This window comes from uncultured Thalassolituus sp. (genome assembly GCF_950066645.1).
In the GTDB taxonomy this organism is placed as follows: Bacteria; Pseudomonadota; Gammaproteobacteria; order Pseudomonadales; family Oceanobacteraceae; genus Thalassolituus.
Genome location: NZ_CATMFB010000015.1, coordinates 77,119 through 94,035, shown reverse-complemented (window position 1 = coordinate 94,035; position 16,917 = coordinate 77,119). Strand labels below are relative to the sequence as shown.

At 55.1% G+C, this 16,917-nt stretch carries 13 protein-coding genes; 7 read left to right on the top strand and 6 right to left on the bottom strand.

All coding sequences use genetic code 11. The annotated features are described in order from the left end of the window. Positions 1-429: 429 nt before the first annotated feature. Complete coding sequence (gene tyrS, locus Q1L85_RS13840; RefSeq protein WP_300428213.1) at positions 430-1,728, bottom strand: tyrosine--tRNA ligase; 1,299 nt, start codon at positions 1,726-1,728, stop codon at positions 430-432. A gap of 137 nt (positions 1,729-1,865) precedes the next feature. On the opposite strand from tyrS, the gene Q1L85_RS13835 reads away from it, so the two are divergent. Both Q1L85_RS13835 and Q1L85_RS13830 read left to right on the top strand, forming a co-directional pair. Beyond that, positions 1,866-3,173: an OapA family protein gene (locus tag Q1L85_RS13835; RefSeq protein WP_300428214.1), complete on the top strand. Its 1,308-nt coding sequence runs from the start codon at positions 1,866-1,868 to the stop codon at positions 3,171-3,173. Next, on the top strand, positions 3,170-4,261 hold the full coding sequence (locus tag Q1L85_RS13830) for an anhydro-N-acetylmuramic acid kinase (protein ID WP_300428215.1): 1,092 nt from the start codon (positions 3,170-3,172) through the stop codon (positions 4,259-4,261). The genes Q1L85_RS13835 and Q1L85_RS13830 overlap by 4 nt, the downstream gene beginning before the upstream one ends. Here Q1L85_RS13830 and Q1L85_RS13825 read toward each other — a convergent pair. The 5 genes from Q1L85_RS13825 to argC are packed head-to-tail and all read right to left on the bottom strand — an operon-like array spanning position 4,246 to position 7,408. Further along, positions 4,246-4,761 (bottom strand): DsrE family protein, encoded by a 516-nt coding sequence (locus Q1L85_RS13825; RefSeq protein ID WP_300428216.1) that lies wholly within the window; start codon positions 4,759-4,761, stop codon positions 4,246-4,248. The two genes, Q1L85_RS13830 and Q1L85_RS13825, sit on opposite strands and share 16 nt — an antisense overlap. Before the next feature lie 22 nt (positions 4,762-4,783). Continuing rightward, complete coding sequence (erpA, locus tag Q1L85_RS13820; protein ID WP_300428217.1) at positions 4,784-5,131, bottom strand: iron-sulfur cluster insertion protein ErpA; 348 nt, start codon at positions 5,129-5,131, stop codon at positions 4,784-4,786. Between the two features lie 49 nt (positions 5,132-5,180). Next, entirely contained in the window at positions 5,181-5,600 is a 420-nt protein-coding gene (locus Q1L85_RS13815; protein ID WP_300428218.1) for a polymer-forming cytoskeletal protein, read from the bottom strand. Next, entirely contained in the window at positions 5,600-6,343 is a 744-nt protein-coding gene (locus Q1L85_RS13810; RefSeq protein WP_300428219.1) for a DUF6776 family protein, read from the bottom strand. Before Q1L85_RS13810 ends, Q1L85_RS13815 begins: the two co-directional genes overlap by 1 nt. 27 nt (positions 6,344-6,370) lie before the next feature. After that, complete coding sequence (argC, locus tag Q1L85_RS13805; RefSeq protein WP_300428220.1) at positions 6,371-7,408, bottom strand: N-acetyl-gamma-glutamyl-phosphate reductase; 1,038 nt, start codon at positions 7,406-7,408, stop codon at positions 6,371-6,373. A 117-nt stretch (positions 7,409-7,525) separates the two neighbouring features. Between argC and Q1L85_RS13800 the strand changes: the two genes are divergently transcribed. The 5 genes from Q1L85_RS13800 (at position 7,526) to Q1L85_RS13780 (ending at position 16,808) form a co-directional block, all read left to right on the top strand. After that, positions 7,526-9,244 (top strand): chloride channel protein, encoded by a 1,719-nt coding sequence (locus Q1L85_RS13800; protein WP_300428222.1) that lies wholly within the window; start codon positions 7,526-7,528, stop codon positions 9,242-9,244. An 8-nt stretch (positions 9,245-9,252) separates the two neighbouring features. Then, positions 9,253-9,681: a protoporphyrinogen oxidase HemJ gene (gene hemJ, locus Q1L85_RS13795; RefSeq protein WP_300433436.1), complete on the top strand. Its 429-nt coding sequence runs from the start codon at positions 9,253-9,255 to the stop codon at positions 9,679-9,681. Between the two features lie 15 nt (positions 9,682-9,696). After that, on the top strand, positions 9,697-11,001 hold the full coding sequence (gene hemL / locus Q1L85_RS13790) for a glutamate-1-semialdehyde 2,1-aminomutase (protein WP_300433435.1): 1,305 nt from the start codon (positions 9,697-9,699) through the stop codon (positions 10,999-11,001). 12 nt (positions 11,002-11,013) lie between these two features. Further along, a complete protein-coding gene (locus Q1L85_RS13785; protein ID WP_300433434.1) occupies positions 11,014-11,583 on the top strand; it encodes a hypothetical protein in 570 nt (189 codons plus the stop codon). Between the two features lie 107 nt (positions 11,584-11,690). Beyond that, complete coding sequence (locus Q1L85_RS13780) at positions 11,691-16,808, top strand: hypothetical protein (RefSeq protein ID WP_300433433.1); 5,118 nt, start codon at positions 11,691-11,693, stop codon at positions 16,806-16,808. Positions 16,809-16,917 lie beyond the last annotated feature (109 nt).

Here is a 16,917-nt window from a genome sequence, read left to right as displayed (position 1 = left end):
ATTCACGTAAATGAATTTTCGACGAGTTCTTACTTGAAATTTTGTGTCTCCACGCCATCTCAGTAAGCACCCACACGTAATTGTCTAAATCAATTGTTAAAGAACTTAGCTTCGTTTCACTCGAAGCGGGCTGCGCATTCTAAACATTTCGTTTTTGAAGTCAACCACTTTTTTTCTGATCGCTTAGGCTGAAGCCTTTTCTCTCAGAGCGGGCTGCGCATTTTAATGATCATCATCTCAATGTCAACCGCTTTTCTCTTTAGCTTGCAGCGTACTGTTCGCTTCAGAGCGGGGCGCATTATAAAGTCGTTTAAACTCTTGTCAACCCCTTGTTTTCCTTAAGTTTTTCGTTGCTTTCGAAGCGCCGTCTCAACTCAGGAGCCGCGCATTATAGAGATCCTTTCTGCGCCGTCAACAACTTTTCTGAACTTATTTTTTCAGCTCAAAAAGGTGATGCTTTTTCTTACCCAGCTTGACCATAAAGAAACGCCCGAACAGCGCCTTATCGTCCGCAAAAATATCGACTCCCTGCATCAGTGCGTCCATTCCGTATGGAGTCCCGTTAACAAATACTGCGTTACGTCCCAATGCATCTTTTACCTGCTTGCCCTGTCCCATACCGGCATCCGACAGAATAGACGTCAGCGGCATATCAGAGAGCGCAGTATTATCGAGATCGCTGGATGGCAGGCCATCCTGCTTTATCTGTTCCAGCTCCTGCTCCGACAGTTCGGTAAGATCGCCAGAAAACAATGCTGCGGTAATGCGGCGGGCTGATGCCAGAGCCTCATCACCATGCACCATGCGCGTGACCTCTTCAGCAAGAATCGGCTGAGCAGTCTTGCGCCCCTCAATTGAGGCATCATGAGCTTCAATCTCTGCGATCTTCTCTACTGGCAGGAAAGTGAAATAACGCAGGAACTTATAGGCATCAGCATCTGCGGTATTCATCCAGAACTGATAGAAGGCGTACGGAGACGTCTTTGCCGGGTCCAGCCAGACTGCACCAGATTCTGTTTTACCAAATTTAGTGCCATCAGCTTTTGTCACCAGAGGCACGGTCAGTCCGAATGTCTGCGCTCCGTTCTGGCGACGGGAAAGCTCGATACCGCAAACGATGTTGCCCCACTGGTCTGATCCGCCCACCTGCAGGGTACAGTTGTGACGACGATTAAGTTCAGCAAAGTCCATCCCCTGCAGCAGAGCATAGGAGAACTCAGTGAAGGAGATACCAGCACCTTCACGATTAAGGCGCTGCTGAACAGACTCTTTATTGATCATCGCGTTCACGGAGAAGTGCTTACCAACGTCCCGCAGGAAATCGAGCACATTCATTTCTCCTGCCCAGTCGAGGTTGTTCACCACCACTGCGGCATTCTCAACGCCATCAAATTTAATGAACTGACTGACCTGGTTGCGGATCTTGTCGGCCCAGCCAGCAACAATATCTGGTGTATTCAGTTGCCGCTCAGCGGCTTTGAAGCTCGGGTCACCGATCAGACCGGTGGCACCACCAACAAGCGCGACAGGCTTATGACCCGCATTCTGAAAACGAGTGAGAACCAGCAGCGGAACCAGATGTCCGAGATGCAGTGAATCTGCAGTAGGGTCAAATCCGCAATACAGTGTACGAGAGCCAGTTTCCAGATGGTTAATCAGTTCATCGTCGGCGGTCACCTGGTTCAGCAGACCACGGGCTTTAAGATCGGCTAATAATGCAGCTGTCATGAGGGCTCTCATTGAAGTTGAAGTTCTGAAGGGTGCTGAACATTACCTGATCAAGGTGCAAAATCAAGCGCACCGGGTAAAATGCCTCCTGATTGTTTACACTTCGCGGTTATGATTTTTTACAGGAACATATATTGATGGCTCTGCCTGGGCAGATGCAGTACTTCCCGGCGAAGCACCTGATAGGTGCAGGCGCTCTGGTCCTGCTGATTCTTATTGCGGCTCTCTGGCCTTCATCAGAGAGCATTATTACTAAGCAACAGACATTCGTTATCGATCTGCCGGATTCTGACCCTGAGATGCTCTCTCCGCCGGAACCTGAGATCAATTGGGAAGAAGCCCGGGTACGCAGCGGTGACAGTCTGTCTGCGGTGTTCAGCCGCGAAAACCTCAGCGCCGCCGATGTGATTGAAGTCGCAGCCGCTGTTCCCCGTGACGCAATCAAACTTCAGATCGGTCAGAAGATCCGCTGGGCCAGGACGGCAGACAACCATATCACCCACCTTGAAATAGAAATCTCGCCACTGGCCCGCCACATCATCACCCGGGCGGACGACGGCAGCATCCAGTATGAATTGTCCGAACGTGTTGCCGATCACGTACCGCGCTTTGCCACTGCGACCATCGACAATTCGTTGTTCTATGACGGCGGCCAGGCCGGAATTCCGGAACAGGTGTTGTTTCAGCTGGCGGCGATCTTCGGCTGGGATATCGACTTCGCACTGGATATACGCAAAGGCGACTCCTTCAGCCTTATCTATGAGGAAGTACAGCTTGATGGAAACAAAATCGGCGACGGAGATATCCTGATCGCCCGGTTTAACAATCAGGGCAGAGAACTGACCGCCGTTCGCTATGTCGATGACAAGGGCATCTCCAATTACTATACCCCGGAAGGCACCAGTATGCGGAAAGCCTTCCTGCGCAATCCGATTGATTATTTCCGCATCAGCTCGCGTTTTAATCCGAACCGGAAACACCCTATTCTTAACACGATCCGCGCTCACCGTGGTACGGACTACGCTGCTCCTACGGGCACGCCGATTAAGGCTGCAGGTGACGGTAAGGTTGTCTACGCCAGCCGCCAGGGTGGCTATGGTAACGTTGTGATCATTCAGCATGGCCAGCGTTATCAGACTAAGTATGCTCACATGAGTAAGTTCGGGCGCGGTATCCGTGTCGGGCGCTATGTTAAGCAAGGCCAGATCATTGGCTACGTCGGCACGACCGGTGCTTCAACCGGACCACACCTTCACTATGAATTCCTGGTCGATGGTGTACACAGAGACTCACTCAAGGTGTCCCTGCCTAAGGCGGATTCCATTCATCAGTCCGACAAACCGGCATTCATCAAAGAAGCACAGCGCCTGACCGGCTGGCTGGAAGATTTTCACGCGACGCTGCCGCAAGTCAGTGCGGTAACGACGGAGGAAACAAGCCAATGAGCCTTTGTATCGGTTTAATGTCTGGCACCAGTGCGGACGGCATGGATGCCTGCCTGACCGAAATATCAGAGAGCGGTATCCGCCTGATCGATGCGTTCTGTCTGGAATACCCGACTGACATCCAGACGTTTCTGAAAGCACTCGCGACGTCTGAGACACTGACAGCAGAGCTGGTGATGGGCGCAGATCAGATCATCGCCCAATTTTCTGTGGAGGCAGTCAGACTGCTTCTCGATAACAATCAGATCAGTGCTGACGATATCAGCCTGATCGGCAGCCACGGCCACACCCTGAGACACAACCCTCAACCCGATGGGTTCAGCTGGCAGATTGGTGATCCGTCTTACATCGCTGAACACACAGGAATCACCTGCATTGCCGATTTCCGGCGCCGTGATATTGCAGCGGGCGGACAAGGGGCTCCACTGGCACCGGCTTTTCACCAGTTTGTGTTCGGTTCAGAAGAAGGAACCGCAGTGCTCAACCTGGGGGGCATCGCCAACATTACGCTGTTGGGAGCCTGTATCTCGGGCTGGGATACGGGCCCGGGCAACGCCCTGATCGACGAGTGGTACGCGCAGGTGAACGGCGAACCTTTTGACAGGGATGGAAACTTCGCCTCTCAGGGTAAGATTCAACAGGACCTGCTTACCTTGTGGCTAGAAGACCCTTATTACTCTGAGCCCTCCCCTAAGAGCACAGGCCGCGAGTACTTTAATATCAGCGCTCTGAACATTCCTGACGACAGACACCCTGCAGATATTGCGGCGACACTGACGGAACTAACGGCAGCTACCATTGCTCAGGCCATCAGTTCCAGTCAGGCACAGGTTCAGAGATTACTGATCTGTGGCGGCGGTGTCAGAAACACGTACCTGCTCTCAAGGCTGGAAGCGCATATTAAGGGGATAAATATTGAAGCAACCTGCACCGCCGGCGTTCCAGCCGACTGGATGGAGGCCATGGCCTTTGCCTGGCTGGGTTACCGCACCTTACAGGGGCTTCCGGGTAACCTTCCGGAAGTGACTGGCGCTGAGGGGGCAAGGATACTGGGGGGCATCTACCCCGCAGGTCAGAAGAAGGCGTAACCGGCTTTCTGCAGACGTTTCACTTCCTGGTCTCCCGTTGAAACACTGTCGACAAAAGGTGGCAGATCAGTCAACTCAATGCCTCGCTGTGACATCCAGGTGGTGCAGACTTTAACATCAATGATGTTAAACGCGTCCAGGCGGGCTGCGAGATCGATCAGGGCTTTGTTATCGCGGTAGTTCTCGCGTTTGAACAGCTCGATTTCATCCCCGTGCAGTACCATAGCGATCGGCTCCCGGGTGCTGTATTCGTCCAGCCCTCCGGCAATACGCTCTGCGCGGGACAACAGGGTGTACATTTCATCCGCTGTGTGTTCCTGAATCCTGGCCTGAAAAAGTACTGGTATGACCGCGGCCTCACTGGCAACAGGAACAGCCTCAGCTTCAGTAGTGCCATCAGCAACCGCTTCCACCACTTCAGGCCCGGCAACTACAGAGTCGTCCTCTGCGAAGGCAGATAAAGGAAACAGCAGGGGAATCGCAAGCAATAGGTGACGCATAATGTTACCCCCGGAGAGACAGTCAGATAGCAAATGAAGAGCCGCAACCACAGGTTGAAGAAGCACCGGGATTGCTGACAGCAAAACGGGAACCTTCCAGACCTTCCTGATAGTCCAGAACCGAGCCCACCAGGTAACCGTAACTCAGTGAATCGATCAGGACCCGCACCCCGTCTTTCTGAATCAATGCGTCATCTTCTGCGCGATCATCATCAAACGTAAAGCCGTACTGGAAACCAGAACACCCGCCACCGGTGACAAACACACGCAGACACAACTCGTCGTCCGCTTCCTCCTCGAGAAGTTCGCGGATTTTCTCTTCAGCAGCCTCTGTGAGGCCAATGGGCTCTGCCTGTTCAACGTGTGTCATGATGATTCCGGTAACATTTCTCTCAGAATTATCTGCTTATCCGACTGAATCAGTCAACTTTTGCCAGTGGGGCATCAGTGGCAACAACTGGCTTAATGGTACTGGCATCTGCGGCTTTACCATGATGCAGCTGCCCGGTGACCTGTGCTCCGAGCACCATTTCCATGGAGCTGTAGTAGACATCACCTGTAATACGGGCTTTTTTCGCTAATTCAATGTATTCAGAAGCATGAATATCGCCGACGACCTCACCATTAACAATGACGTTTGGTGCAACTATCTGTCCTTCGATACGGCCTTTCTCGCTGACCAGAACCGTCGCCTTTGTATCTTTTTCTGCGACGATATTGCCTTTGACTGTGCCACCGATATGAATAGCACCGCTGACACGAAGGTCTCCAACAACCTCGGTTTTGGCCGAAATCAGAGTATCGTAATCAACATCACCCACATTTTTTGAGCCAAACATCAGGCCTCTCCTTCTGAGGTCCAGAGACGGGTTTCTTCCACCCGTTGTGAATTGCTGCCCTGCGACTGCAGAACGACCTGCATCTGTTCAGGTATGAAATTAGCGGGTACCGTAAGTGTCCCCTTTATTTCCTGAAAATACCGGAACCGGAATACGACGCCTAAACCTTCAATGGTCGGGTCAAGATCACGCAAGGGCACTACGACCTTTTCGCCATCACGGACACCCACAATGTTGATGGCTGCCTGTCCCTGTATGTAGCTCGTATTATCAACGACCTGGGTCAGCATCACAGAGTAGTTGTACTGATCGCTACGCTCAGCAGGCAGGATATCAATTTTGCTTACCCGAAGACCTTTATCGCCGCTTCCGGGGGCCATGATTCCCTTGTAAAAGGCGACATCCTGTTCGAGACGCGCCACTTCATCGCTCAGCTGACGGACGGTTTCACGAAAATCCTCAGCCGCCCGACGATCGACTTCGCCGCCTTTCTCCAGAATGGCGACACGCTGCGTCAGATCATCAATCGTCTGTTCACTCTTACGCAGACTCCCGGCAAGAAAATCACGTTCAGTAGTGAGGTTACGCACCTGCATCCTGCTGTCGTAATAGCCGTAAAAATATCCACCCGCTGCTGTCCCGGCGATAAGAGCCAGCAGCCAGAAGAAGCGCCACAAACGGAAGCCCGGTGCGCGTTTAACAATTACCAGCTCGTGCTGGACACTACCTTTAACCACTGCCATAAGCTGACTCTCTGTCCGTCCGGGGACTTAAGGCATCAATGCGACCTGGCGCAGGCCCGCCTCTTCATCCAGCCCGAACATGATGTTCATATTCTGGATCGCCTGACCCGATGCACCCTTCACCAGATTGTCGATCACAGACAGAATAATCAGCTGCCCGGTATCGGCATGATAATGCAGCGCCAGACGGCAGGTATTACTGCCTTTTACACTGCGGGTTGCGGGATGACTGCCCAACGGCATCACGTCAACAAATGGCTCATCTGCATAACGGGCTTCGAACATAGCCTGCAGTTCACTGATGTCGGCATCTGGCAGGTGCGCATACAGTGTAGAGTGAATACCACGAATCATAGGCGTCAGATGAGGCACAAACGTCAGAGCGACGTCTTTCCCACCCGCAGCACGCGACAATCCCTGCCGGATTTCAGGCAGGTGGCGGTGCCCGGCAACTGCGTAAGCTGACATAGACTCGCTGGTTTCGCACAGCAGAGAACCCACTTTCGCTCCGCGCCCGGCGCCACTGACTCCCGATTTGCAGTCGGCAATGAGCATCTGGTCTGCCAGCAGTCCCTTTTCAAGCAGCGGAATGTAACCCAGCTGAACAGAGGTCGGATAACAGCCGGGAACAGCGATCAGACGTGCCTCGCGGATCGCATCGCGGTTGACCTCGGGAAGGCCGTAGACCGCCTGAGGCAGAATGCCTGGTGCGCCGTGCGGCTGACCGTACCATTTCTCCCAGGTGGGGACGTCCTGGATACGGAAATCCGCCGACAGGTCGATAACCCGGGCACCTGTATTCAGAATTTCTTCAGCCAGTGCGTGTGCAACTCCATGAGGTGTCGCAAAAAAGACGACATCACACTCACCGAGTACGGCAGCATCCGGCACGCTGAACTGCAGATCAGTGTGGCCACGGAGATTCGGAAACATCTCGTCGACGCGCATGCCTTCTTCACTTCGCGAAGTAATGACGTGCAACTGCACATCCGGATGGTTAACCAGAATTCTCAGGAGTTCGACGCCGGTATAACCGGTTCCGCCAACAATGCCGACTTTGATCACAGAGAGCCCTCTCAAAGAGTAAAATGGGCGCTGACGCAGCGCTCAGCACGAAAAGATGCTTATAATAGCCCTTCTTAAGCATGCTTCACACCATCACCGGTAAGGAAAAGTCAGCCAGTGACTCCTCTGCGGCAATTGTGGCAAAACCTGATTTCACTGTCTGACAACCAGATAGGGCTGGCGGGATTGGCATTAATCGCTGGCCTGTTGAGCGGAGCAGTGATTACGCTGTTCCGACTGGCAATAGAACTGCCCCTGCTCGAATTCCTGCCTATGCCAGATGCTGAAAGTTATGAGAGCCTGGACCCTGTCACGCGTTCAGTGCTGCTTATTGCTGGCGGCGCTTTCCTGATATTTCTGTTTTACCTGATCCCTGCGGATCGCCGCGGAACGGGTGTTACCCATGTTCTGATCCGGATGGAGCGACATCAGGGCTATCTGCCGATGCGCAATCTGATATTGCAGTGGTTTTCGGCGGCCATCGCTCTGATGAGCGGGCACAGTGTCGGACGAGAAGGTCCGGCCATCCACCTGGGCGCGGGAACGGCCAGTCAGGTAGGACAATACGCTGGCGTTGCCCACCATCGTCTGCGAATCCTGGCAGCGGCGGGCGTTGCCAGTGCCATTTCAGCATCATTCAATACCCCGATGGCCGGGGTGATCTTCGCGATGGAAGTGGTCCTCCTTGAGTACAGCATCCGCGGATTCATTCCGATTATCCTTGCGTCGGTTGCAGGGGCAGTTGTCAGCCGTGCTGTTTTTGGCCACGAAACGGCGTTTGATGTTCCGGCGCTGAACCTGACATCGCTGTGGGAGATACCCTACATCATGCTGCTGGGGGTGGTCGCCGGGTTGCTTGCGACGGGCTACATTTCTGCCGTCAAGCTGTTTCAGAAGCTCAACCCTTTGCCTCTGTGGGTCCGGTGGGGTGGTCTGACACTGGCCACGGCGATGGTGGGCCTGTACCTGCCGGAGGTTTTAGGTGTCGGTTACGACACCGTGAACGCGGCGTTTAACGGCAAGGTGATCTTTCTCAGCCTGATATTTATTCTCGCGGCCAAGCTGTTGCTGTCGGCGTGGGCGGCAGCGGTTGCCTTTCCCGCCGGGTTGATCGGGCCGACGCTGTTCACAGGGGCAGCACTTGGGGGGCTGATGGGACAGCTGTCAGTCTGGCTGATTCCGGACTACCCGGTTTCCATCGGCTTTTATGCCATGTTGGGAATGGGAGCCATGATGGGTGCGGTGTTACGAGCCCCCCTTGCCGCTCTGGTCGCTCTGCTCGAACTGACTGCTAATCCGAACATTATCATGCCCGGAATGCTGGCCATTGTGATCGCTACTCTGGTGGTCAGTGAAGTGTTCCGCCTGCCTTCCGTCTTTCAGGTGCAGCTGGGAGGCAACCTGCAATATCAGACGCCCGACCCCGTGCAGCAGATGCTGACGAATACGTGGGTCGCCCAGGTGATGCAACAGTCGGTGATTGAAGTCCAGCGAGAGATCTCACGGGAGGCCGCGGGCTTTATTCTTCAGCGCGAACCAGACTGGCTGCTGATCACGGGTGAAGACCTGCTCCTCAGGCCCGCCGCTCTTGCCGAAGCGCTGGAGGCCTCACCGGAAGCAGAACAACTTGATCTGCTGGCGTTTCCTGCCGACCGGAAGTCGGCCCGCAGAACCTCACTCAAGGCAAATCTGAAAGATGCCTTAGACCTGATGCAGGAAGCTCAATTACAATGGCTTATAGTCTGTCGCGATGAGCGCCAGCAACAGATCGCCGGTCTCGTTTCGCGCGAAGACATCGAGCGCTATTACCTGTACCGCCCACGACAGCAGAACTGAGAGACCTTATGCTTTTTCTGTGGCTGAAAGCCTTCCACATTATTGCGGTTGTCACCTGGTTTGCCGCGATTTTTTACCTGCCAAGGTTGTTCGTATATCACGCAGATGCCAGTGACGATATTTCCCGCGAACGTTTCAAGGTGATGGAGCGCAAGCTGTACCGCGGCATCATGACTCCTTCGATGGTGATCGTCATCGCGCTGGGAGCCTGGATGCTGACCCTGAACAGCGGTTTCTATTTCAGTCAGGGCTGGATGCACGCCAAACTGACTCTGGTCGCTCTATTGGTTATTTATCACTTTTATTGCGGTCATCTGTTAAACGTATTCAAAGAAGACCGGAATACCCGCAGCCATGTGTTTTACCGCTGGTTTAATGAGGTTCCGGTATTTATTCTGCTCGGCGTCGTCATCCTCGTCGTCGTCCGCCCGTTTTAATTCCAAGGTATTGTTATGACTTATTCTATTTCCCAGTCAGAATCGTTATTTGCAGCTGCACAAAAACACATCCCGGGCGGGGTAAATTCTCCGGTACGGGCGTTTAAGGGTGTGGGTGGCACGCCGATTTTTTTCGACCATGCGAAAGGCGCGTACGTGTTCGACGCTGACGGCAACCGCTATATCGACTACGTAGGTAGCTGGGGGCCGATGATTCTTGGCCATTCCGCGGATGAAATTCTGGATGCCGTACGTGCACGTATGGATAAGGGTCTGAGCTTTGGTGCGCCAACTCATATCGAAATCGAGATGGCCGAAGAAGTCTGCAAACTGATTCCGTCCATGGATATGGTACGCATGGTGAACTCGGGCACCGAAGCCACCATGAGTGCGATTCGTCTTGCACGCGGCTACACCGGACGCGACAAGCTGGTGAAATTCGAGGGCTGTTACCACGGCCACGCCGACTCCCTGCTGGTGAAAGCGGGCTCCGGCATGCTGACTCTGGGCGTCCCAACCTCACCAGGGGTGCCTGCCAGTGTTGCGGAAAACACCATTACCCTGAACTACAACGATCTCGACAACGTTAAAGAATGCTTCGCGCAAATGGGTGACGACATTGCGTGCGTCATCATCGAGCCAGTTGCCGGCAACATGAACTGCATTCCACCGTCAAAATCCTTCCTGCAGGGCCTGCGCGAACTCTGCACTGTGCACGGCATTGTGCTGATTTTCGACGAAGTTATGAGCGGCTTCCGTGTGTCACTGGGCGGTGCGCAACAGTATTACGGCATCACGCCGGACATGACCTGCCTGGGTAAAGTCATCGGCGGCGGCCTGCCCGTCGGTGCATTTGGTGGCAAACGCGACATCATGGAGTACCTGGCACCTCTCGGCCCTGTGTATCAGGCAGGAACTCTCTCTGGCAATCCGCTGGCAATGGCAGCTGGCCTGGCCATGCTGAAAGCCATTCAGAAACCAGGATTCTATGATCAGCTGACGGCTCGTGTACAACAGATGCTGGATGGCTTTAAGGCGACGGCGGATAAACACGGTATTCCATTCACGTCGACCAGCGCCGGTTCGATGTTTGGTCTGTTCTTTACCGAACTGAGTGAGATTACCGGATTCCGCGACGTCGCTGATCACTGTGATGGCGAGCGATTCAACCAGTTCTTCCACGGCATGCTGAAAGAAGGCGTGTACCTCGCGCCGTCCTCATTTGAGGCCGGGTTTATGTCCATTGCTCACACAGAGCAGGATATCGACGACACAATTGCCGCCGCCGACCGTGTAATGGGTACGCTGAACAAGGGATGAGGTTCTGACTGCATGATCTCAGGCGCTTTTCTCGCCAGCAGTCTGGCAATCTTCTGGTTTGCGCGTAAGCAGGCTGGCAGACCTCTGTCAGGCGAACAGGCCGCAGACCTCTGTGCAGCTCTGCTTCTGTCGCTCTATGGTGCGCTCAGTCTGCTGGCTCACTGGTGGCAGCATCCAGAGACGCTTCACATTCTTCAGGGGCTCAGCTGGTATGCTGCGGTGCCGTTGATGGTTCTGGTGAGCCTGCTACGTGCCGCTCAGACTGTGACGTCACTCACGGCCTGGGATCGGGTCGTCTGGGGAAGAATTCTTCTCGCGCTCTGTGTCGTCTATGAACTGGCACGCCGCAGTGAAGTTCTCGAGTGGATTCCGGTAGTTACCATGATATGTGGCTTCGGTGCCTCCCTGATGATCGCAATGGCTTACCGCCACGCCGTTTCATTTCTTGCACTTCTCGCCTGGGGAATCGCAGGCGCCTGGTCTTATCTTCAGGTGCCACCAGCCGAATCGGTCGTTCTATCTATGACAATCTGCTCCGTTCTGGACAGACTGGCGTATAAAGACTCACCATCAAAAGCGTAGCTGACACAACCCTGACATGGCCCACAAGGACAAACCTGTCAGGCAGATAGAAAACATACCCGACCGGCCTAGTATGGAATAAAAGGATATCCATACAGGCCTGTTTTATGAAAACTCTCTGGAGCGCCTCGGCCCTCTTCTCGCTCAGTATTAATGCTGCCGCTGCCCCACTATTGTCATTCGACAGCGTAACGGACTCCCCAGAAAATCAGACTAACACCGGGCTGGATGTCGCTGGTTTGCTGGACCCGGCCAATCTTGGTCTGATCAACTTCACCATCGTTGGCGGTGACGACGCTCATCTGTTCACAACATCCGGAACCAACCTGCTGTTCTCGTCAGCGCCTGATTATGAAATACCTCTTGATGCGGATGGTGACAACCGCTACGAACTGATACTGCAATCCCCTCTGGTCGGCCTGATCACCAAGAATGTCGCCATTGATGTCACTAACCTGAACGACAACAGCCCAGTAATTTCGTCCGGTACCAGCGTCACCATCGACGAAAATATCATTAATACGGGATACATTCTGACGGCCTCAGACGCTGACGGAGACGTTCTCATCGACCGGATCTCAGGCGGCGTGGATGCCGCTCTGTTTGAACTGGTCGATGGTGAATTGCGTTTCAAAACGGCCCCGGATCATGAAGACCCACAGGACTCGAACGGCGATAACATCTATCTGGTCGATCTCGAAGTCAGCGACGGCCTGAATCTGGTGGACGTCAGCGTCAGCGTGACCATCGAAAATATCAATGATGTGGCACCGACCTGGACCGGGTCGACCGTCATCACCTTAGTAGAAGGGCTGATCGCCACCGGACTCCTGACAAACAGTACCTATGACCTCGAAGGCGACTCTCTGTCCGTCAGCATCAATGGCGGTGTCGATGCCACACTGTTCGACATCGTCAACGGGGAAATCGTATTCCTCTCAGCGCCAGATGCAGAAAACCCGCTCGATGCAGGCCTCGATAATATCTACAACCTGCAGATTGCCATCGACGACGGCGTACACGTCACCACTCAAAATCTGAGCATTGAGATTCTTCCAGACTATGACGGTGACGGCATCGCCGATGTCATCGACGCCGACGATGACAACGATGGTTACGATGACACCGTCGAACTCAGTGAGGGCACGGACCCGGAAGACGCTTCCAGCACGCCGGCCGACCAGGACGGCGACTACATTCCGGACAGCACAGACCCCGACCGCGACGGTGATGGCATCGACAACGCTACAGAGACCAGTAACGGCACAAACCCGGACAACCCGGATACCGACGGTGATGGCAGCGATGACGCCGCCGAAGGGACAACCGACTCGGATGGCGACGGCCAGATTGATGCGGTTGAATCGTCAACAGCCGACACGGATTTTGATGGCGTCAGTGATCAGAACGACAGCGTCAATAATGACGGTTCGAATGACACCGACGGCGACGGTATCAGCAATGAAGATGAAACCGCCGTAGGTACCGACCCCGAGAACGCGTCCGACACCCCAGCCGACAGCGACGGTGACGGCACGCCGGACACTCTGGACAGTGACCGCGACGGTGACGGGGTCAGCAATGCAGACGAAGCCACCAACGGCACCGATCCGGACGCCGCCGACAGCGATGGCGACGGTAAAAACGACGGTACAGAAGGCACAACAGACACCGATGGCGATGGCACCATTGATGCGCTCGAGTCTGCATCAGCGGACGCTGACAGTGATGGCGTGAGCGATGAACGCGACGCGGCAAACAACGACGGCAGCAACGACACCGACGGCGACGGCATCAGTAATGCCAATGAAACCGCTGCTGGCAGCGACCCGGAGGATGCCGCCGATACACCAGCAGACCAGGATAATGACGGCATTCCAGATGGACTCGACAGCGACCGCGATGGCGATAATGTCAGCAACGCCGACGAAACCACCAACGGCACCAATCCAGATAATCCGGATAGCGACGGTGATGGCCAGGGGGATGACTCCGAGGGGACGACGGACAGCGACGGCGATGGCACCATCGACGCTCTGGAATCAAATCAGACAGACACCGATGGTGATGGCGTCAACGACCAGGCCGATGCCGACAACAACAGCGGTGCCAACGATACAGACGGCGATGGCATCAGCAATGCTAATGAAACCGCCGCTGGCACCGATCCGCAGAACCCTTCTGACACCCCAGCAGATCAGGATGGAGATGGCATTCCTGACAGCGTGGACAGTGATCGTGATGGCGACGGCGTCGCCAACACGGTTGAAGCCAGCAACGGTACAGATCCTGACGTCAGTGATACCGACGGCGATGGCGCAGACGACGGCACCGAAGGCACTGCAGACAGTGACGGTGACGGCGTGATCGACGCACTGGAATCCAGCACTACCGACAGCGATGCGGATGGAGTCCCAGACCAGAATGACAGCGCCAACAACGATGGCAGCAACGATACTGACGGCGACGGCATCAGCAATGCTCAGGAAACCTCATTAGGTTCAGATCCGCAGAATGCATCAGATACCCCAGCCGATCTGGACGGCGATGGCATTCCTGATGGGCTAGACAGCGACCGCGATGGCGATGGTTACAGCAACAGCCAGGAAACCGCCGCTGGCACCGACCCGGACGATGCTGCCAGCGCCCCCACCGATCTCGACGGCGATGGCACGCCTGACAGCAGCGACCCCGACATCGACGGCGACGGCATCGACAACAGCACTGAGACCAGCAACGGCACGAACCCCAATAACCCTGACACCGACAACGACGGCAGTAACGACGCGGTAGAAGGTACGGCAGACACAGACGGAGATGGCGCGATCGATGCGGTTGAGTCGGACAGCAATGACGCCGACAACGACGGTGTGGCTGACCAGTTCGATGCCGAAAACAATAATCCCGCCAACGACACTGATGGCGATGGCATCAGCAACCAGCAGGAAACAGCAGCCGGCACCGACCCGCGTAACGCCTCGGACACGCCTTCTGATCTCGACGGTGATGGCATCCCGGACAGCGTTGATACCGACCGCGACGGCGACGGCGTCAGCAACAGCGATGAGGGCGTCAACGGCACCGACCCCGATGATGCAGATACCGACAATGACGGTACTGACGATGGTGCGGAAGGCACATCCGACAGCGATGGCGACGGCACCATTGACGCTCTGGAGTCGTCACAGGCAGACGCCGACAATGACGGCGTCAGCGATCAGTACGACGCCAACGACGCCGACCCGAACAACGACACGGACGGTGATGGTATCGGTAACGCATTCGAATCCAGTGCTGACAGCGACCCGCGCAACCCGAACGACACGCCTCCGGACTCAGATGGCGATGGCACTCCCGATAGCCTGGACAGTGACCGCGATGGCGATGGTGTCAGCGACTCAGATGAAATTGCCAATGGCACGACCCGCTCCAACCCGGACAGCGACGGCGATGGAAAAAACGATGGCGTCGAGGGCACTGCAGACAGCGACGCGGACGGCGTGATTGATGCGCTCGAATCCGCGATAACCGACTCTGACAACGACGGCGTACCGGATGAACTGGACGCCGCCAACAATGATCCGGGCAATGACAGCGACAACGACGGCATCAGCAACAGTTATGAAACCGCCGCCGGTACCGATCCGCTGAACGCCAGTGACACACCGGCTGATCAGGACGGCGACGGCATTCCTGACAGCCAGGATGGCGATCGTGATGGCGATGGATACAGCAACAGTACCGAAACCTCTGCGGGCACAGATCCGGATGACAGCGCCAGCGTACCTGCGGATCTGGATGGGGACGGCACTCCGGACTACATCGACAATGATCGCGACGGCGACGGCCTGAGCAACACGACGGAATCCGGCTACGGAACTGACCCTGATAATCCGGATACGGACGGTGATGGTAAGTCTGACGGAGAAGAATATGGCCGTGATAGCGACCACGATGGTACCGCCGATGCACTTGAATCCGACGTGAACGACGCAGACAGTGATGGCGTATCCGACCAGGAGGACGCTGTCAACCTGAATCCGAACAATGACAGCGATAACGACGGTCTGTCCAACATAGATGAGACCACCGCGGGTTACGACCCATTGAATGACGACAGCGATGGTGACGGCCTCATTGATGGCGACGATACCGCACCGCTGGACGCCTTATCCGATTCTGACAGCGACGGGCTTAACGATGCTACGGAAACGAGTATTGGCAGTAACCCGCTCGACGATGACACCGACGGCGACGGCCTCAGTGATTTCCTCGAAGCTCGCATTAACCGTGAAGGCCTGCCACGGGACACCAACGATGATGGTATTCCGGATTATGACGACATCGATGACGATGGCGACGGTGAGCTCACAGCAGATGAGAGCGGTGACAGTGATGGCGACGGAATAGATGATGCCTACGACGCAGACGATGCTGCCGATTCAACAACCAATGACAGCGATCTTGATGGCCTGCGCGATGAGGAAGAGTGCACAGTCACCCAGTGTGAAGACAGTGACGCCGACGGCGTGCCTGACTATATGGACGAAGACAGCGACAACAATGCAGTGCTGGACAGCGACGAAGTACGGCCGCTGCTCGACTCTGATGGCGATGGTATTGCTGATTACCGCGATGACGATGATGACGGAGATGGCATTGATGATCTGACCGAGATCCCAGACCCATTAAATCCATTAAGTGCGGATTTCGACAACGACGGGATCGCCGATCACCTGGACGCTGACAGTGACCTGACCGATGGCACAAACGATGGCGACAATGACGGCATCAGTGACACTGAGGAGTGGGGCACTGGAAGTGATCCGCGCGATACCGACGGAGATCTGATTCCTGACTATGCCGATCCCGACTCTGATAATGATGGTCTGGCCGATGTTTCAGAAGCCCTGTTGGACTCGGATGGCGATGGCATTCTCAATTACCTTGAAAGCCGACTATCAGACAGCGATAACGATGGAGTCAACGACGAGGCAGACCAAGCAAACGAGAACCCAGAAAACGATACAGATGGCGACGGCTTCAGTAATCAAGCCGAACAGGATGGCGGCACCGACCCTCTGGATGCAGCGAGCTTCCCCGGCAGCAACGTGATTGCCGAACCTAGCGAGCCCGCAGAATCGGGCTCATCCGGCGGCGGCTCCTTCGCTTTCTGGTGGTTACTGGCGTCTGCCTTCCTACGCCTCTACCGCCGCAAAATGTGATCTCCATCATGGGTGAATTCTGATCAACCGGACTTTTCGGAATTTACCCACACTTTTTCTGTGCCTGAACTAGACTCAGAAAAAATACCCTGTGAACCTTCGGGAACAG